Genomic DNA, 19,071 nt, shown 5'->3' with positions numbered 1-19,071 from the left:
CTGAGGGGGGTGGGGCGTACGGTAACAATCCGTGCACCCGCCCCCCTCTCCGCATGCCGCCACAGATAGGATCCTCACACAATCCGACCATTGTTTACCTGACTCTGACGGTCTCCACCCCAGACCGCCGGGTGTCCTCGAAGGAGTCCTGCGTGGCGTCCCCTCGTCGCCGAACACCCCGACGCCGGGTCTGGCCCAAGATCAGGCTCCTGCTCCTCGTGGTGGTGGTCGCCGCAGGCGGCACGGCGCTGTATCCCGTGTGGAAGGCCGCCAACCCGGACCCGCCCGAGCTGAAGGTCCGCTACCGGACCGACACCCCGGCGACGGCGCCGGCGGCCAAGCCGTCGCTGGAGGTCTTCAACGACACGGACAAGCCACTGCCGTTGAGCGATGTGACGCTCCGGTACTGGTTCACCGCCGACGGTTCCGCGTCCTACGCCTTCAACTGTGTCAACGCCGTGTTCGGCTGTTCCAACGTCGCCGGTCGGATCGTCGCGATGGACAAGCCCACGGACACCGCCGACCACTATCTGGAGGTCCGGTTCACGGCCGCCGCGGGTGACCTCAAGCCCGGCGCCAACAGCAAGGGCATCGACCTCCAGCTCTTCCGCACCGACCACAAGAAGCTCAAGCAGTCCGACGACCGCTCCTTCGACGCTGAGATGACCAGCTACAAGGAGGCGGAGAAGGTCACCGCCTACAAGCGGGGCGTCCTCGCCTGGGGAGAGGAGCCGGACGGCACCAAGGCGAGCGACGAGAAGAAGACGGCGGCGAAGTCCACGCCCGGGCCGCTGCCCGCCCCGCCCGCCGGGGTGCTGTTCGACGACTTCACCTATCAGGGCCCCAAGGACCCGGCCCTGTTCAAGCACGGCTGGCTGGTCCGCACCAGCAAGGGCGGCCCGGGCGTCGAGAACACCTGGTCGGCGAAGGGTGTCAGCTTCCCCACCGCCGAGGGCGCGCACGCCGGCGGCCAGGTCCTGAACCTGCGGGCGAGCACGGACGGCACCAAGGCCGGGACGCGGCAGGCGAGCCTCGGCACCGCCGCGAGCAAGTTCCGCGACGGCACCTACGCGGCCCGGATCCACTTCAGCGACGAGCCGACCACCGGCGACGCCGGCGACCACGTCAACCAGACCTTCTACACCATCGGCGGCACCGGCTCGAAGTACAGCGAGCTGGACAACGAGTACATGCCGAACGGCGGCTGGGGCCGGCCCGGCCCCAAGCTCGACACCGTGACCTGGTACGACCACAAGACGAACGACCGGGTCTACGAGACCACGAACAAGAGCCTCGACAGCTGGCACACCGTGCTGATCAGGGTGAAGGACGGCGTCGTCGCCTACTGGCTCGACGGCGAGAAGCTCTTCCTCAGCAACGGCAAGTACGCCCCGCGCGCGGACATGTCCGTGAACTTCAACCACTGGTTCATCGATCTGCCGTTCAAGGGCGAGCGCGCCTGGGACATGAAGGTGGACTGGCTCTACTACAACGCGAACGACACCCTGTCGGCGAAGCAAGTGCAGTCCGCTGTCGAGGACTTCACCGACGAGGGTGTGAACTACTTCGACACGGTTCGGGAGTCCCGGTGAGGAACAGTCGGTCCGGTGCCCACAGGCACGCTGCCGAGGCAACGGAGAACAAGCCGGTGGTGAGCAGGCGCTCCGCGCTGCTGATGGGCGGTACAGGAGGCGTCGCCATGGCCGGCGGCGGCGCGTGGCTGGGCAAGGTGGTGGCGCAGCCCGCCGCCGCCCCGGCCGCCGGAGCCGGCATCGGAGGCCTCACCACGCCTCCCCTCTACGCCCCCTCCGGCCGCCGCCCCAAGTACCGCCGGGCCAGCTGGTCCCAGCAGTTCCAGTCGGGCCACGGCTGGACGCCCGGGGGCGCGGGCACCGCGTCGGCCGAGGCGAACGACAAGTCCGCCTTCGTCCGCGGCACCCAGTCGGTCCGGGTGACGACGAACGGCACCGGCAAGCAGAGTTACGTCCGCAAGACGGGCCTGCCGGCGATGAGCCTGACGGGCAAGATGATCCGGCTGGTCTTCCGCGTCGACGACGTGACGAACCTGGCCAAGTGCGTCTTCTACCTGGGCAGCGGTTCCCTCGCGAACCACTTCGCCTGGACGCACCACCTCCACTCCAAGACCTCGGCGAACTACGTCCAGTCCGGGGAGTGGGTGACCGTCCACCTCCAGTGGGCGGACGTCAACGCGGCGGCGGGCACGTACTCCATCGGCGCCAGTGGCAAGCCCTCCACGAAGACCGGCTTCACCGACATGTCGTTCGCCGTGTACGACAACGCGGGCGGTCCGGTGACCTACCGGCTCCAGGCCGTCGAGCTGATACCGGACACCGTCTCGGTGTTCCCCAAGGGCGTCGTCTCCATCACCTTCGACGACTCACACAAGTCGATCCACGACCTGGCGCGTCCGGTCATGGACCGCTTCGGCTTCCCCGGCACGGTCTACAACATCGCCGACGCCATCGGCACCGGCAGCTTCCTGACGCTCGACCAGATGCGGTCGATGCAGGACTTCTCCGGCTGGGAGATGGGCGGCCACTCGTACGCGAACGCCGTCCACACGGCCAGCTACCCCAAGCTCACCGCCGAGCAGGCCGACGACGACTTCCGCAAGCTGCGCGAGTGGCTGGTCTCCAACGGCTTCACCAGCGAGCACTTCGCCTATCCGCACGGCGCGTTCCAGAAGACCTCCGACGGGGTCCCGGTCGACCAGATCGCGAGCCGGCACTTCACCACGGCCCGGTCGATCATCTCCGAGACCATCGAGTCGTTCGCCCCGGCGATGCCCTACCGTCTCAAGGCGCTGACGGGCATCAACGACGGCACGGGCATCGGCGGTACGGCCCTGTCGAAGCTGACGGGCGCGGGCGGCAAGCTGGACCGGTGCGTGAACAGCGGCGACTGGCTGATCCTGTGTCTGCACAAGGTCGTCGACGGCGCTCCCAAGACGAGCACCGAGATCGGCACCGCGGGCCTGGAGGCGCTGATGAAGGCGATCGAGGAACGGGACATCCCGGTGCTGACGGTCGAGGAGGCCATGGCCTCCTACACCTGAGGCCCGAGGCCCGCACGCCCAACGCCCGAACGCACAAGAGAGGGGCGGCCCCCCGGCCGCCCCTCTCTCCGTTCCTCCGCTGCTCTACCAGCCGCCCTGGCCCTGTCCCCGGCCCTGCTGCCAGGACGGGTCCTGCGGCGGATACCCGCCCTGCTGCGGGCCGTGGCCCTGCCCCGGGTACGGCTGCTGCTGGTACGGGTCGTGGTGGCCGGGGTACTCGCCCTGCCACTGCTGCCGGCCGGCCGGCTCCGGCGCCCCCCAGCTGACGCGCTGCTGCGGAACGCCGGCGTGCTGCTCCTCGTCGTAGCCGGGGATCGGCTGCGGCTGGGAGGGGATGCCGCCCGCCGGGCGCGGCCGGGTGCGCAGCGCCACGCCCTCCAGACGCATCAGCTGGAGCGTCTCGGTGACCTTCTTGTCGGAGTACGGGTCCTCTTCCTCGAAGATCTCCGTCACATCGCTCTCGTGGTCCCCGGCCACCGACACCTCGACACCGCCCTGGCGGGTGCCCCAGCTGCCCTTGTGGAGTGTGAACAGGGCGTAGAAGCGCAGCGGGGTCAGCAGCGTCAGCTGGATCACGCCGTAGATCGGCGCGAGCAGGAACATGCCGAAGCGCTTGATGAAGCCCATGCCGCGGCGCGGGAAGTCGAGGTAGCGCACGTTGCGCAGGTAGCCCATCAGGACCATGAAGACCAGGTAGTCACCGATGTGGTTGACGAACTGCTGCGGCTTGATGATGGGCAGGATGACCATCGAGTAGAACATCGCCGAGCCGAAGACCAGCCACAGGGCGAGTTCCATGCAGGTCAGCCAGAAGGCCGGCCGGTACTTCTTCTGGTGCCGGAACGCCCAGAGCGACTCGCGGAAGAAGGACTTGTTCCAGCGGACCTGCTGGCGCAGGAAGTGCGGCAGCTTCTCGGGGACGGCCGTGTAACCGACGGCGGTCTCCTGGAAGACGACCTGGCCCTCCATCAGGCAGTAGTTGGTCATACGGCGGTCGTCGCCGAAGACGGCAGGCTTGCCCAGGAACTGCTGGTTGAGGAAGTCCGGCAGGTACTTGCGCACCAGCGTGCCGCGGTACGCGGAGAGCGCGCCGCAGCAGCACAGGACCGACTTCAGCCGCGAGTAGGCGGCCCGTTCGAAGAGGAACGAGTTGCCGTAGCGCAGGTCCTGCAGGCGCGTGAAGATGTTGCTGTCGTGGTTGAGCGCCAGCACCATGCCGGTGGAGGCCATGATCTTCTCGTCGGCGAGCGGCAGCAACAGCTCGCGCACGGTGTCCCGGGACAACACGGTGTCCGAGTCGACGCAGAGGAAGATGTCGGAGTAGGGCGCGGCCTCGAAGCCCAGCGCCAGCGCCTCGCGCTTGCCCTTGTTCTCGGGCTGGACGCTGACGGTGTACTTGACGCCCTTGGCCTCGAACTCGCGGCGCATCTTCTTCGCCGCGCGGATGCCGGAGTCGTTGGCGCTCGCGTCGTCGATGATGTGGATCTCGTTGGGCAGGCGGCTCTGCGCGAGGAGGCTGCGCATGCCCTGCTCGAACATCACCGGGTCCTCGTTGTAGATCGGGATGACCGCGGTGACCCAGGTGTTCTCCAGGTACTCCAGCTCCTCCCGCCCGGCCTTGGCCGGACGGTAGAAGAGGGCGCCGAACATCTTCAGGGCCAGCAGGCCCATGGCGCCCATCGAGTACAGGTGCAGCGAACCGGCGTCGAGCCGGGTGGCGATCAGCGCGGCCAGGCCCAGGAAGACGAAGTACGAGACCTTCAGATGCCGCCGCTTCCGGTGCGCACGACGCCCACCGGAGTCGACGGCACCGGGTATGAACGTATCTTCGGAAGTCACAGCTTGACCACCCGCGGGTGGTCGGCGGATTTGCCCCGGGTGTCGAAGAGCGCCCGGGCACGGTCGGCCAGCTCGTCGAGGTCTATCTCGCGGTGCGGCTGGAGCAGGATCGTGAGGTCCGCGGCCTCGGCGGCGGCGAGGTAGTCCCCGGCCCGCTCGACGGGGTCACCGCCGACGCGCCAGTCCTCGACGCGCGGGTCGAAGTAGACGAGTTCGGCACCCCGCGCGAGGAGGTTCTCCGCGACGGCCAGGGCCGGGCTCTCGCGCTGGTCGGAGATGTCCGGCTTGTAGGTCACGCCGAGCAGCAGGATCCGGGAGCCGCGCACGGCCTTGCCCTGGTCGTTGAGCAGATCGGCGGCGCGGTTGACCACGTGCACGGGCATGCGCTGGTTGATCTCCTGCGCCAGCTCCACGAACCGGAACGGGATGCCCAGCGAACGCACCTTGTACGACAGGTAGTTGGGGTCGATCGGGATGCAGTGCCCGCCGACGCCGGGGCCAGGGTAGAACGGGGCGAACCCGAACGGCTTGGTGGACGCGCACCGGATCGCGTCCCACAGGTCGACGCCGATCTCGCGGCAGAACATCGACATCTCGTTGACGAGGGCGATGTTGACGTGCCGGTAGGTGTTCTCCAGCAGCTTGGCCATCTCGGCCTCGCGGGTGCCCTTGGCCTCGACGACCCGGTTCACGAAACGCTCGTAGAGGGCGCGGGCGGCCTTGGTGCAGTCGGCCGTGATGCCGCCGACGACCTTCGGTGTGTTCTCCAGGCCGAAGGAGGGGTTGCCCGGGTCGATGCGCTCCGGGGAGAAGGCGAGGTGGAAGTCGATGCCGACCCGCAGGCCCCCGGCCTCCAGACGCGGCCGGACGACCTCGTCGGTCGTGCCCGGGTACGTCGTCGACTCCAGGACCACGAGCGTGCCGGCGGTGAGGTGGGCGGCGATGTCGTCGACGGCGGCGTGCACCGCGCCGAGGTCCGGGGCTCCGTGCTCGGTGAGCGGCGTGGGAACACACACGACGACCGCGGCGGCGCCGGCGATCACGTCCGCCCGGTCGACGGCCTCGAAGCCCTGCTCCAGCATGGCGCGCACTTCGGCGTCGGTGATGTCGTCGACGTGTGAACAACCGGCGTTCAATCCGTCGACCACCCGTCGGCTGCGGTCGAGACCGACCACCTTCAGGCCCGCGGCGGCGGCGGACCTGGCCAACGGCAGCCCCACGTAACCGAGTCCGACAACGACAAGATCCACCGTGGAGGATCTGCTCACGACATCATTCCCCAACCCCGTTGCAACGGCGTCGGCCAGACGCAGCTGCAACCGGCCCCCCGAGCAAATCGAACAAGTCCGAGGAGGTTAACAAGACCTTCACTTTTTGACCACGTTCACCCGAGGTGCGCCTTGTCACGCACACATCTGTACAACCCTTGACACGCCTCGTGTGTCTGGTGCGTCAAGAGTCTCAAAAGGAAGTGATCCGTTCCGGGTCTGACGGGGGTCAGATCTCTCGCCAGGCCTCCAGCGCGAGCCCCGGCTCGTCCTTGCGCCGGGTGAGCAGCACGGTGCCCGTGGAGGGCGACTGGGAGGCCGCGACGACTTCCCCGTGCTCGTCGAGCGCCACCGACACCACGGCGTCGGCGGGCAGCTGGGGTCCGGACTCCGTCCACCAGGCACCGGCCGACTCCTGCTCGGTGGGATACGCGGCGAAGGCGACCCTGCCGCTCGCCGACCGCTGCGCGAGCACGGTGCAGTCGTGCCCCCCGATCTCACACCGTACGGCGGAGACCGGGCCGGGGCCGGCGGACGTGAGGAGGGCCGCCGGCTTCTCACCGGGGCGCCATGCGTACAGGTCGCCCGATGTGTCGGTGAAGAAGAGGGTGGTGTGCTCGGCGGACGTGGCGAGGGCGCGCAGGGTCCCCGGGCGCACGGGTGCGTCGACGCCCTCGGTCCGCACCGGCCTCTTCCCGTCCCCCTCCTGCCGCCAGTGCAGGATTCCGCCGGGGACGGCGGCGTACATCTCCACCAGCCCCGACTCCCCCGTCACGGCGGCCAGTTCGCCCTCGACGTCATGCCCTTCGAGGTTCTGCCAGGAGCTCCAGCCGCCCTTGACCTTCTGGTTGCGCAGGCTGACCCCGCCGTTCGCGTTCCGGACGAAGACATAGCCGCGCCCCGCGCCGTCGACGGCGACGGCAGGCGGGCCCGTCCGGTCGCCCTTCTGGTCCGGGTGCCCGATCGGGACCCAGTCCAGGGCCGCGAGCCCGGGCCGGAAGTGCGTGGAGTGCACGAGCCCCGACTCCCCCGGCACGGTGGGCCGCCAGGCGGCCAGATGGGCGTACCCGTCCCGGCCCTGGCCGACCGCCGCGCCCGGGTGCAGCTTCTGGCTGCCGCCGACGGTGCGGGGGGCGTCCTCCCAGGGGCCGGCGGGGCCGCGTTCCGCACGGCACAGGACGGCGTCGCCGGAGGGCAGGTAGACGGTGAGGCGGCCGTCGCGGCCGCGGATGAGCCAGTCGCCGTTCACCTGTTCACTTTATGCGGAGGGCGGGGCCCGACGCGCCGCCCGGCCCCGCCGGGCGGCCATCTGCCGTGCGACCCTGGCCACATGAACGCCAACACGCCTGTCCTGGTCGTCGTCGACGCGGCGAACGTCGTCGGGTCGGTGCCGGACGGCTGGTGGCGGGACCGCCGCGGCGCGGCGGAACGGCTGCGGGACCGGTTGGCGTCGCAGGGGGTCCCCGCCGTCTCCGGCCCGGTGGAGATCGTCCTCGTGGTGGAGGGGGCGGCGCGGGGTGTGGAGTCCGTGCCCGGGGTACGGGTGTCGTCCGCCGCCGGCAGCGGAGACGACCACATCGTCGAGGTGGTGGCCTCGGCCGGTGACCGCGCCGTCCTGGTGATCACGGCGGACCGCGAGCTGCGGAGGCGGGTCGGTGAGCTGGGGGCGGAGGTGGCGGGGCCGCGGTCTGTTCGTCCGTAGGCGCTCGGCGCCGGGGCTGAGGCCGGGGTGTTGCGCAACTCGGCGCGACGAGGTGCCTCCCCCAAGCTCTTCGGGCAGGGGGTACCTCCAGCGCCCACCCTCCCCCAAGCTCTCGGCTTCGCTCGAGCACGGGGGCCCCAGCGCCCGCAGCGGCACGCATGCCCGCAGCGGGGGCAGAGCGCGCCCGCACCCGCAGTCGTAGGCAAGGGGTCGTGTCGGGGGGTGACCGCCGCCCGCAGCGGTTGGCGCGTCAACGGACAGTCAGTCGGTATGACACCCCATCGCGCCGTTCCGAGGACGGACCCCCCCCGCGCGGCCCCGACCCACCACCGGCGAGAAGGCGAAGCCGCAGTCGCAGCCGCTTACGGCGTGCCACCACCCACGCTCGGCTGCTCCTCTCCCGACTCGCGGCGTGCGAGGCGGCTGTGGGTGCGTCCGTACAGGAAGTAGACGAGGAAGCCGGCGGCCATCCAGATGGCGAAGCGGACCCACGTCTCGGCGGGAAGGTTGATCATCAGCCACAGGGACGCGCAGACCGACAGGATCGGGATCACCGGCACCCACGGGGTGCGGAAGGCCCGGGGCAGGTCGGGGCGGGACTTGCGGAGGATGATCACGCCGATGGCGACGACCACGAAGGCGAACAGCGTGCCGATGTTGACCAGGGCGGCGAGCTCGGTCAGCGGCGTGAACCCGGCGAGGACGGCGATGATCACGCCGAGCAGGATGGTCGGCCGGTGCGGCGTCTTGAACCGCGGGTGGACGCGCGAGAAGAACCGCGGCAGCAGTCCGTCCCGGCTCATCGCGAAGAACACCCGGGTCTGGCCGAGCAGCAGGATCATGCAGACCGTCGTCAGGCCGACCGCGGCGCCGAAGCTGATGAAGCCGGCGAACCACGGATGCCCGGTCGCCTTGAAGGCGTCGGCCAGCGGCGCGTCGACGGACAACTGGCTGTAGTGCTGCATGCCGGTGACGACGATCGACACGAGGACGTACAGCGTCGTGCAGATCAGGAGGGAGCCGAGGATGCCGCGCGGCATGTCGCGCTGCGGGTTCTTGGTCTCCTCCGCGGCCGTGGCCACGACGTCGAAGCCGATGAAGGCGAAGAACACGACCGAGGCGGCGGTGAAGATGCCCATCACGCCGAAGTTGGAGGGCGCCCAGCCGAACATGAGCTGGATCAGCGGGGAGTCGAGACTTGCCCCGGCCTCCACAGGCTGCTCCTTCGGAATGAACGGGTCGTAGTTGTCACCCTTGATGAGGAACGCGCCCGCGATGATCACGACGAGGACGACCGTCACCTTGATGGCGACGACGATCGACGTGATCCGCGCGGACAGCTTCATGCCGAGCACGAGGATGCCGGTCAGAACGAGGACGAGCGCGGCGGCGAGGATGTCGAAGCCGAAGGCGTCGGCGCCCTCGCGGCTGCCCAGGCCCGCGGGCATCGTCCAGCCCGCGTTGTCCATGAGCGACTGGATGTAGCCCGACCAGCCGACGGCCACCACCGCCGTACCGAGCGCGAATTCCAGGACGAGGTCCCAGCCGATGATCCAGGCTGGCAGTTCACCGAGGGAGGCGTACGAGAACGTGTAGGCGGACCCGGCGACCGGGACCGTGGACGCGAACTCGGCGTAGCAGAGGGCGGCCAGGGCGCAGGCGATGCCGGACGCCACGAACGCCAGGGCCGTCGCGGGCCCGGCGTTGTCCTTGGCGACTGTGCCGGTGAGTACGAAGATGCCGGTACCGATGATCACACCGACGCCGAAGACGGTCAGATCCAGCGCTGACAGGGACTTCTTGAGCGCGTGCTCTGGCTCCTCGGTGTCGAGGATGGACTGCTCGACCTTCTTCGTCCGGAAGAGGGTACTGCTCACGGGGGTACCTCCCACGCTTGTCGTCCTCGACATGATCGAGAGGGGGCACCATGCGTATGCCCCAGCGGGGGAGGATTCACGCCAATGGGCCGGTTTCACCACCCTTCACGGTGGTGGAACCGGCCCATTCAGCGGTGTCAGTCGCGCGCGGATTCCACGGCGTCCGCGGCGGAGCGCTCGTAGCGGCCGTCGAGCCGGGCGACCAGCCCGGTCACCTGCCGGGCGATGTCCGGTGCGGTGAGCCCGATCTCGGCCAGGACCTCGGCGCGGGAGGCGTGGTCGAGGAAACGCGGTGGGATGCCGAAGTCCCGCAGCGGCACGTCGACTCCGGCGTCGCGCAGCGCCTGGGCGATCGCCGAGCCGACGCCGCCGACCCGGCTGTTGTCCTCGACGGTGACGACGACCCGGTGCTGCTCGGCGAGCGGGGCCATCGCCTCGTCGACGGGCTTGACCCAGCGCGGGTCCACGACCGTCGTGGAGATGCCCTGCTTGTCGAGCAGGCCGGCGATCTCCAGGCACATCGGCGCGAGGGCACCGACGGAGACCAGCAGGACGTCCGGCCGGTCGGTGCCGGGCTCGCGCAGGACGTCCATGCCGCCGACGCGGCGCACGGCCGGGACGGCGGGGCCGACGGCGCCCTTGGAGAAGCGGACGACGGTCGGCGCGTCGTCTACGGCGACGGCCTCGCGCAGCTGGGCGCGCACCTGGTCGGCGTCGCGCGGCGCGGCCAGCCGCAGGCCCGGGACGACCTGAAGGATCGACATGTCCCACATGCCGTTGTGGGAAGCCCCGTCGGTGCCCGTGACACCGGCCCGGTCGAGGACGAAGGTGACGCCGCACTTGTGCAGGGCCACGTCCATCAGCACCTGGTCGAAGGCGCGGTTGAGGAACGTGGCGTACACGGCGAACACCGGGTGCACGCCGCCGGTGGCCAGGCCGGCCGCGGAGACGGCGCCGTGCTGCTCGGCGATGCCGACGTCGTAGACCCGCTTGGGGAAGCGTTTGGCGAACTTGTCCAGGCCGACCGGCTGGAGCATGGCGGCCGTGATGGCGACGATGTCCTCGCGCTCCTCGCCGAGCTTGACCATCTCCTCGCCGAAGACGGACGTCCAGTCGGCGCCGGAGCTGGCGATCGGCAGGCCCGTGTCGGGGTGGATCTTGCCGACGGCGTGGAAGCGGTCCGCCTCGTCCTGGAGGGCCGGCTGGTAGCCGCGGCCCTTCTCGGTCAGGCAGTGCACGATGACCGGCCCGCCGAACCGCTTGGCCTTGGCGAGCGCGGACTCCAGGGCCTCCAGGTCGTGTCCGTCGATCGGCCCGACGTACTTCAGGCCGAGGTCCTCGAACATGCCCTGCGGGGCGATGAAGTCCTTCAGCCCCTTCTTCGCGCCGTGCAGGGTGTCGTAGAGCGCCTGTCCGACGACGGGGGTGCGCTCCAGCACCTCCTTGGTGCGGGCGAGGAAGCGCTCGTAGCCGTCGGTGGTGCGCAGGGTCGCCAGGTGGTTGGCGAGGCCGCCGATGGTCGGCGCGTAGGACCGCTCGTTGTCGTTGACGACGATGACGAGCGGGCGGTCCTTGGCGTCGGCGATGTTGTTCAGCGCCTCCCAGGCCATGCCGCCGGTCAGCGCGCCGTCACCGATCACGGCCACGACGTGGTCGTCGCGTTCGAGGATCTGGTTGGCCTTGGCGATGCCGTCGGCCCAGCCGAGGACGGTCGAGGCGTGCGAGTTCTCGATGACGTCGTGCTCGGACTCGGCCTGTGAGGGGTAACCGGACAGGCCGCCCTTCATCTTCAGCTTCGAGAAGTCCTGGCGGCCGGTGAGCAGCTTGTGGACATAGGACTGGTGGCCGGTGTCCCAGAGCACCTTGTCCCGGGGCGAGTCGAAGACCCGGTGCAGGGCGATGGTGAGCTCCACCACGCCGAGGTTGGGGCCGAGGTGACCGCCGGTCTTGGAGACCGCTTCGACGAGGAAGCTGCGGATCTCCTCCGCCAGCTGGTTCAGCTCCTCCAGGTTGAGCCGGTCCAGATCGCGCGGTCCCCTGATACGGGTCAGCAGCGGCACCCGTGCCTCCTTGCAGTAGAGCTGTTGCCGGGCTTGTCGAGTCTAATGTTCCGCCCTTGCGGGCGGCGCCGAGGCTGTGCGTCGTACGTCACGCGTTCGGCTCTACCCATGGTGCGCCACCTCTACGACACAGCTGTGCCCGGTACCGGGGAGGTACCGGGCACAGGTGGGTGGTCGGCGCTAGGCGCGCCCTGCGGTCTTCTGCGTCTTACGGGTGACGGCGTCGATGACGACCGTGGCCAACAGCACACCACCGGTGATCATGTACTGCACCGGGGAGGCGATGCCCTCCAGGGCGAGGCCGTACTGGATCGACACGATCACCAGGACACCGAGCAGCGCGTTCCAGGTGCGTCCACGGCCGCCGAACAGCGACGTGCCGCCGATGACCGCCGCGGCGATCGCGTTCATCAGCAGGTCACCGCCGCCGGCGCCCTGGTTGGCCGCGGCGATCTTCGAGGCGATGAACAGACCGCCCACCGCCGCGAAGGTGCCGGAGATCGCGAACACCGAGATCCGGACCATCTCCACGTTGATGCCGGCCCGGCGGGACGCCTCGACGCTGCCGCCGAGCGCGAACACCTTCCGGCCGTACGCCGTGCGGCGCAGCACGAAGTCCGTGACCAGCAGCACCGCGATGAAGATCACCACGGCGAGCGGCAGGCCCTTGTACTGGTTGAAGACGATGGCGGCGGTGAAGGCGAGCACCGCCAGCAGCACGGTCCGCACGATGGTGTCGCTCAGCGGCCGCGACGGCACACCCGCCGCCTCGCGCCGCCGGTTACCGAGGAAGGAGCTGAGGAAGAACCCGGCGGTCACCACCACGGCCAGACCGTACGCGGCGGCCACGTCGGAGAAGTAATAGCTGGTCAGCTGGGCCACGACCCCGTCCGGGTCGAGGTTGATGGTGCCGTTGCTGCCCAGGATCTGGAGCATGAAGCCGTTCCAGAACAGCAGACCGGCCAGCGTGACGGCGAAGGCGGGCACGCCGATCTTCGCGAAGAAGAAGCCGTGCAGCGCACCGGCGACCGTGCCGGTGAGGATGGCCAGCACGAAGGCGAGCCACTCGTTCATGCCGTTGGTGACGTTCAGCACCGCGAAACTCGCGCCCGCCACACCGGAGACCGAGCCGACGGACAGGTCGATCTCGCCGAGCAGCAGCACGAACACGATGCCGACGGCGATCATGCCCGTGCCGACCATGGCGACGGACATGTCGGACAGGTTGCCCGCGGTGAGGAAGTTGGAGTTCAGGCTCGTGAAGATGATCCAGATGATCGCCAGGCCGATGACGACCGGGATGGAGCCCAGGTCACCGGACTTCATCTTCCGCTTGAACTCGCTGACGTAGCCCTTGAGGCCCTGCTCGCGCACCAGCAGCCGGGGGTCGACCACCGTGACGGCGGCCTTGGCCGCCTCGGGGTTCTCCACGACGTGGTCGTCCGGAGCCGCGGAGGTCTTGTCGATGCTCACTTGGAAACCTCCCCGTTCGTGCGCGCCGCACGGCGGGTCACGGCGTTGTCGGTGGCGCCGGTGATGGCGGAGATGATCTCTTCCTGCGAGGTCGACTTGACCTCGAAGACGCCGTTGTTGCGGCCGAGGCGCAGCACGGCGACCTTGTCCGCGACGGCCTTCACGTCGGCCATGTTGTGGCTGATGAGGATCACGGCGTGGCCGCGCTCGCGCAGCCGCTCGACCAGGTCGAGGACCTGTGCGGTCTGCTCGACGCCGAGGGCGGCGGTGGGCTCGTCGAGGATGACCAGCTTGGGCTCGCCGAGCATGGAACGGGCGATGGCCACGGTCTGGCGCTGACCGCCGGAGAGCGAGGCGATCGGGATGCGCACGCTGGGGATACGGATCGACAGCGTGTCGAGCAGCTCCCGGGAGCGGCGCTCCATCTCCACCTCGTCCAGGACGCCGCGCTTGCGGATCTCCCGGCCCAGGTAGAGGTTGCCGACGACGTCGATGTTGTCGCAGAGCGCGAGGTCCTGGTAGACGGTCGCGATGCCCAGGTTCTGGGCGTCGTGCGGCTTGTTGATCTGGACGGACCTGCCGTCCCATTCGATGACACCCTCATCGATGGGGTGCACGCCGGCGATCGTCTTGACCAGCGTGGACTTTCCGGCTCCGTTGTCGCCGACCAGGGCGACCACCTCACCGGCGTGGACCTCAAGCTCTACGTCGGTGAGCGCCTGAACGGCACCGAACCGCTTGGAGACCCCGCGCAACGCCAGCACGGGCGTAGCGGACACGTGAACCATCTCCTTCGCCGCCTGACCCGGCGGGAGGTTGTGCAGAAGGGTGGGAGGAGTGATCCGTCCGGCGCCCCGCGTAGCTTGCGGGGCTGATGTGGCGGGGCGCCGGAGGAACTCGGGGGCGAACCGGTCCCCGCATGGAGTCACGGGAGTCCGGTTCGGACTCCCGCGCTCCGCAGGGGACGTGGCGGTTGCCTAGTTGAGGCCGATCTTGTCGCAGGCGGCCTTGTACTTGCCCGTGCAGATCTCGTTCACGGTGTAGATGCCGTCCTTGATGACGGTGTCCTTGATGTTGTCCTTGGTCAGCGAGACGACCGGGACGAGGACGGAGGGGATGGCCTTGGTGGTCGGGCTGTCGACCTTGTCCTTGGCGATCGAGTCGAGCGACTTGCCCTGGGCGAGGGCGACGGCCATCTCGGCCGCGACGTCCGCCTCCTGCGGGTAGGGCTTGTAGACGCTCATGTACTGCTCACCGGTGACGATGCGCTGCACGCCCGCGAGTTCGGCGTCCTGGCCGGTGACCGGGATGTCGGCGATGCCGGCGGCCTTCAGGGCCGTGATGATGCCGCCCGCCATGCCGTCGTTGGCGGAGTACACGCCGACGATCTTGTCCTTGCCGAGGGCGGAGATGGCGCCCTCCATGTTGGAGTTGGCGTTCTCCGGCTTCCACTCCTTGGTGTCGTACTCGCGGCCGATCTTCACCTTGCCGTCGAGCACGGAGTGCGCGCCCTTCTTGAACTGGGCGGCGTTCGGGTCGGTGGAGGACCCGTTCATCATGACGATCTGGCCGTCCTTGGCCTTGTCACCCAGGGCCTTCAGCAGGGCCTCGCCCTGGGTCTTGCCGACGGTCTCGTTGTCGAACGAGGTGTAGGCGTCGATCGGGCCCTCGGCCAGGCGGTCGTAGGCGACGACGGGGATGCCCGCGTCCTTGGCCTTCTTCACCGAGCCGGCGATCGCCTTGGAGTCGACAGCGTCCACGATCAGCACGTCGACCTTGTTGGTCACCATCGTGTCGACCTGCTGGTTCTGCGTGCTGGCGTCCTGCTTGGCGTTGGCGTAGACGACCTCGCCCTTGCCGTTGGTGAGCTCCTTGACCTTCTCCTCGATGAGGGGACGGTCGAACTTCTCGTAACGGGCGGTCGCGTTCTCGGGAAGGAGCAGGCCGACCTTGATGTCGTCGCCCTTCTTGGCGGACCCGGTGGAGTCGGCGTTGTCGCCCGACTCCTTGGCGCTGCCACAGGCAGCAAGCGAAACAGCCATCGCACCGGCGGCAATAGCGACAGCGGCGCGACGCATACGCGTGTTCACTTCAGAAACCTCCCTGACGAGGCCGCGACATTGCGGCCGAGGTGGCTGGAAGTCAACTCGGCCACACGTGCGACGTCAAGAAGTAAATCCTTAACGAGATGGCAACGGTGCCATCCGTTCTCTAAGTGAAGGCAGGGGCCACTGCCTGCAGTGCACCCGGAGCCGTCCCGTCCAAAAGGGTCGAATCGCCCATCTCGCTGAGGGCTAGAGCGAGCGCTCCGAGCACTTCCGCACGGCCTCCGAGGGCGCCGGGGAGAACGGACAACTGGCGTGCCGCACTGGGGATGGCGTAGCGGCCGACGGACTCCCGGATCGGCCCGAGCACCAGCTCACCGGCCTCGGCGAGATCACCGCCGAGGACCACGCGGCTCGGGTTCAGCAGGTTGCAGAGATTGGCCACTCCACTGCCGATGTGGCGGCCGACGTCGGCGATCACCCGACGGCAGCCCGGGTCTCCGTCCCGCGCCAGCCGTACGACGCCCTCCATGGTCAGATCGGTGCCGTGACTGGACTGGAGGAGCGGGAGCACGTAGCGCGCGGCCGCGAAGGTCTCCAGGCAGCCGCGGTTGCCGCAACGGCAGACGGGGCCGGACTCGTCGAGTGTAATATGCCCGATTTCTCCTGCGGTGCCGCCGGGGCCGCGGTAGATCTTGCCGCTGATCACCAGGCCGGCGCCGACGCCGCTGGCGACCTTGATGTAGGCCAGGTCGCGGACACCCCGGCCGCTGCCCCAGACCATCTCGCCGAGGGCGCCGAGGTTGGCGTCGTTGTCCACGTGCACGGGGACGCCGAGGCGGCCGCGGAGCTCCTCGGCGGGCTTGGTGCCGGTCCAGCCGGGGAGGATGGCCGTCGAGCCGAGGGTGCCGGATTCGACGTCGATGGGGCCGGGGACGCCGAGGCCGACGCCGGCGATCTTGGAGCGGTCGACGCCGGTGGCTTCGATCAGGCGGGTGACCAGCTGTTCCGCGCGGTCGAAGCCCTGGGTGGACGAGGCGTCCACGTCCAGCGGCTCGGACTCCTCCGCCAGGACCTGGTGGGCGAGGTTGCCGATCGCGACACGGAGGTGGGTGTGGCCGAAGTCGACGCCGATGACGATGCCGGCGTCGCCGCTCAGCGACACGCTGCGGGCCCTGCGGCCGCCGGCGGAGGTCGGTGTGACCTCGACGGTGCCGCCTTCCTTCAACTCCCGGACGATGTTGGACACCGTCGCCGCGGACAGACCTGTCGTCCGCGCGATCTCGGCCTGGGTGAGGGAGCCCGCCAGGCGCACGGCTCGTACGACCCGCTCCAGGTTGGCTCGGTGCAGCGATGACTGCGACCCCGGAGTCTCCACGACGACCTCCTGCGCACGGGGCCGCTTCGATGAGACCCCGTCTATGTCCAACTAGTGAACTCTAAGCTGAGCCGTTCGGGTTGCCTCCCGTCAAGAGGTTGAACTGATTCCGCGGTGTGTGCGGGCGGTCGCGGAGCGCTATGTGGGGGTACGCGCTTTCTGCCTGCGGCGGCCTGTGTGGCTGTTGGGGGGGTACGCGCTTTCGCCTTCCGCCGGTGGGTGAGTCGGGGCCGCGCCGGGGCGTCCGTCCTCGGAACGGCGCGATGGGGTCGGACGCCGACCGGCTCCCCGTTGACGCGCCAACCGCTGCGGGCGGACACCCCCCGACACGTCCCCTTGCGCCGTCCGGCGGGTGCGGGTCCGCTCAGCCTGCGGGCATGCGTGCCGCTGGGGGCGTGGGGGTCCCCCCTGCTCGAGCGAAGCCGAGAGCTTGGGGGAGGCACCCCGCGCCGCCGGGTTGCGGACCCATCCTGCAGTTGCTCAACCGGCCCGGGCTTACTTCAGCGCACCAGCCGTGAGCCCCTGCACCACCTGCCGCTGGAAGACGATGTACGCGGCGAGCACCGGCAGCATCGCCATGACCAGACCCGCGAACAGGCCCGACCAGTCGCCCTTGTACCCCTGGCTGACCGCCAGCTGCACCAGACCCTGCGTGAGGACCCGCTTGTCGGGGTCGGTGTTGAGGACCGTCGGCAGCATGTACTGGTTCCACTGCCCCAGGAAGTTGAAGATGCCGACGCTGATCAGGCCCGGCTTGGCCATGGGCAGCATGATCTGGAAGAACGTGCGGCTGTGGGAGGCCCCGTCGACGAACGCCGCCTCGGCGATCGACGTCGGCAGCGTGCGGAAGAACGCCGTCAGGAAGAACACGGTGAACGGCAGCGAGTAGGCGATGTAGACCAGGATCAGGCCGTGAATGGTGTTCAACAGGCCCATGTTGTTCACGACGTAGAACAGCGGGACCAGCGCGAGCATGATCGGGAAGCTCATGCCGCCGATGAACAGGTAGTAGATGAAACGGTTGCCCGGGAAGTCGAAGCGGGCCAGGACGTAGGCCGCCATGGAGCCGAGGACCAGGGTGCCGATGAGTGAGCCGCCCACCACGAGGACCGTGTTGAGGAAGTAGTCGCTCATGTTGGCCTGGGTCCACGCCCGCGACCAGTTGTCGAAGTGCAGGGAGTCCGGGAGCGACCAGGGGGAGCTGAAGATCGAGCGGTCGTCCTTGAAGGACGTCATGACCGCCCAGAGCAGCGGCATGACCACCATGAACGCCCAGATGACCAGGACGCCGTGGGAGAAGACGTTGAGGACCGTGCCCTCCTTCTTCTCCTTCACGGGGGGCGGCGGCCGGACGTCCGTCTTGGTGACCGGGGCTCCGGACTCGGCCGGGAGCGGCGCGGGGGTTTCGGTCGTCTTCATCGGTCAGTACTCCAGCCGCTCGCGACGGCCCAGCCGCATCACCACGGCGGCGAAGGCCAGCGTGACGACGAGCAGGGCGACACCGATGGTGGTGGCGTAGGCGGCCTGCCCGTCACGGAACGCCTTCTGGTACACGTACAGGACCATGACGGTGGTCGAGTAGTCGGGACCGCCCGGCCCGGTCGTCATGATCTGCACGACCGCGAACGACTCGGCGCCCAGGGCGAGGATGCCCATGTAGACCCAGCCGGACTGCACCGTGTCCCAGAGGAGGGGCAGGGTGACCCGGAAGAACGTGGTGACGCGGTTCGCGCCGTCCAGGAGCGCGGCCTCGTACATCTCCGCCGGGATGGAGGCCATGCCCGCGGAGAAGAGGACGACGAAGAAGCCGACCGTCGACCAGACGAGGACCGCCATCACCGCCCAGAGGGCCAGATCGGGGTCGCCCAGCCACAGGGGCTGGACGTGGTCCAGGCCGATGCCGCGCAGGAGCGAGTTGAGCGCGCCGCTGTCCGGGTTGTACGCGAACGCGAACAGCAGCGCGACGATGGCGATCGAGAGGACCTGCGGGAAGAAGTAGACGATCTTGTAGAAGGAGGAGCCGCGGACACCGGTGATCACCGGGCCGTTCTTTCTCTTTCTGCCGCCCACGTTGATCATGAAGGCGAAGAACAGCGCGAGGCCGATCGTCACCACCGGCAGCAGGAGGGCGAACAGCAGGCTGTGCTGCAACGACTTCCAGAAGATGTCGTCGTCGAGCATCCGGCTGTAGTTGTCGAAACCGACCATCTTGAATTCGGGGCTCAGGCCGGTCCAGTCCGTGAACGAGTAATAGATGGACTGGATGAACGGCCAGATCACGAAGAGCGCGTACAGTCCCAGGGGCAACGCCAGGAAGCCCACGATGAACCGGTACTTGCCGTGCTGCATCGCC

14 protein-coding genes are annotated in these 19,071 nt (G+C 68.9%); 3 read left to right on the top strand and 11 right to left on the bottom strand.

Annotated features, from left to right (window positions below):
* The first annotated feature begins 152 nt into the window (after window positions 1–152).
* Together A4E84_RS30870 and A4E84_RS30865 are read left to right on the top strand one after the other, a co-directional pair.
* Window positions 153–1,592: a cellulose binding domain-containing protein gene (locus A4E84_RS30870; RefSeq protein WP_062929683.1), complete on the top strand. Its 1,440-nt coding sequence runs from the start codon at window positions 153–155 to the stop codon at window positions 1,590–1,592.
* Window positions 1,593–1,651: 59 nt separating this feature from the next.
* Window positions 1,652–3,076: a polysaccharide deacetylase family protein gene (locus tag A4E84_RS30865; protein ID WP_237305021.1), complete on the top strand. Its 1,425-nt coding sequence runs from the start codon at window positions 1,652–1,654 to the stop codon at window positions 3,074–3,076.
* Window positions 3,077–3,160: 84 nt separating this feature from the next.
* Here the strand turns inward: A4E84_RS30865 and A4E84_RS30860 are convergent, their stop codons facing one another.
* The 3 genes from A4E84_RS30860 to A4E84_RS30850 all read right to left on the bottom strand — a co-directional run bounded on the left by A4E84_RS30860 (window position 3,161) and on the right by A4E84_RS30850 (window position 7,432).
* Window positions 3,161–4,915: a glycosyltransferase gene (locus tag A4E84_RS30860; protein WP_062929681.1), complete on the bottom strand. Its 1,755-nt coding sequence runs from the start codon at window positions 4,913–4,915 to the stop codon at window positions 3,161–3,163.
* On the bottom strand, window positions 4,912–6,183 hold the full coding sequence (locus A4E84_RS30855) for a nucleotide sugar dehydrogenase (RefSeq protein WP_062929680.1): 1,272 nt from the start codon (window positions 6,181–6,183) through the stop codon (window positions 4,912–4,914). Before A4E84_RS30855 ends, A4E84_RS30860 begins: the two co-directional genes overlap by 4 nt.
* Window positions 6,184–6,412: 229 nt before the next feature.
* Window positions 6,413–7,432 carry a PLL family lectin gene (locus A4E84_RS30850; protein WP_062929679.1) on the bottom strand — a complete coding sequence of 340 codons (1,020 nt, stop codon included), beginning with the start codon at window positions 7,430–7,432 and terminating at the stop codon, window positions 6,413–6,415.
* A gap of 81 nt (window positions 7,433–7,513) precedes the next feature.
* Here A4E84_RS30850 and A4E84_RS30845 point away from each other — a divergent pair, with 81 nt between their 5' ends.
* The gene (locus tag A4E84_RS30845; RefSeq protein ID WP_062929678.1) at window positions 7,514–7,885 is read left to right on the top strand and encodes a PIN domain-containing protein; all 372 of its coding nucleotides are present in this window, start codon (window positions 7,514–7,516) and stop codon (window positions 7,883–7,885) included.
* Between the two features lie 362 nt (window positions 7,886–8,247).
* On the opposite strand, the gene A4E84_RS30840 is transcribed toward A4E84_RS30845, so the two are convergent.
* The 8 genes from A4E84_RS30840 to A4E84_RS30805 form a co-directional block, all read right to left on the bottom strand.
* Window positions 8,248–9,762, bottom strand: a complete 1,515-nt coding sequence (locus tag A4E84_RS30840; protein ID WP_062929677.1) for an amino acid permease — start codon at window positions 9,760–9,762, stop codon at window positions 8,248–8,250.
* A 137-nt stretch (window positions 9,763–9,899) separates the two neighbouring features.
* The gene (dxs, locus tag A4E84_RS30835) at window positions 9,900–11,822 is read right to left on the bottom strand and encodes a 1-deoxy-D-xylulose-5-phosphate synthase (RefSeq protein ID WP_062929676.1); all 1,923 of its coding nucleotides are present in this window, start codon (window positions 11,820–11,822) and stop codon (window positions 9,900–9,902) included.
* Between the two features lie 180 nt (window positions 11,823–12,002).
* Window positions 12,003–13,295, bottom strand: coding sequence for a sugar ABC transporter permease (locus A4E84_RS30830; protein ID WP_062929675.1), 1,293 nt, complete (start codon window positions 13,293–13,295; stop codon window positions 12,003–12,005).
* Window positions 13,292–14,083, bottom strand: a complete 792-nt coding sequence (locus A4E84_RS30825) for an ATP-binding cassette domain-containing protein (RefSeq protein WP_010033972.1) — start codon at window positions 14,081–14,083, stop codon at window positions 13,292–13,294. The genes A4E84_RS30830 and A4E84_RS30825 overlap by 4 nt, the downstream gene beginning before the upstream one ends.
* A gap of 189 nt (window positions 14,084–14,272) precedes the next feature.
* Complete coding sequence (locus tag A4E84_RS30820) at window positions 14,273–15,373, bottom strand: ABC transporter substrate-binding protein (RefSeq protein ID WP_062929674.1); 1,101 nt, start codon at window positions 15,371–15,373, stop codon at window positions 14,273–14,275.
* Window positions 15,374–15,506: 133 nt separating this feature from the next.
* Window positions 15,507–16,718 carry an ROK family transcriptional regulator gene (locus A4E84_RS30815; RefSeq protein ID WP_062929673.1) on the bottom strand — a complete coding sequence of 404 codons (1,212 nt, stop codon included), beginning with the start codon at window positions 16,716–16,718 and terminating at the stop codon, window positions 15,507–15,509.
* 495 nt (window positions 16,719–17,213) lie between these two features.
* Window positions 17,214–18,137, bottom strand: a complete 924-nt coding sequence (locus A4E84_RS30810) for a carbohydrate ABC transporter permease (RefSeq protein WP_062929672.1) — start codon at window positions 18,135–18,137, stop codon at window positions 17,214–17,216.
* 3 nt (window positions 18,138–18,140) lie between these two features.
* Window positions 18,141–19,067, bottom strand: a complete 927-nt coding sequence (locus tag A4E84_RS30805) for a carbohydrate ABC transporter permease (RefSeq protein WP_062929671.1) — start codon at window positions 19,065–19,067, stop codon at window positions 18,141–18,143.
* Window positions 19,068–19,071 lie beyond the last annotated feature (4 nt).

The sequence above is a fragment of the Streptomyces qaidamensis genome, assembly GCF_001611795.1.
In the GTDB taxonomy this organism is placed as follows: Bacteria; Actinomycetota; Actinomycetes; order Streptomycetales; family Streptomycetaceae; genus Streptomyces; species Streptomyces qaidamensis.
Note: the sequence above shows the minus strand (reverse complement) of the source record. Positions and strands in the feature narration are given on the sequence as shown.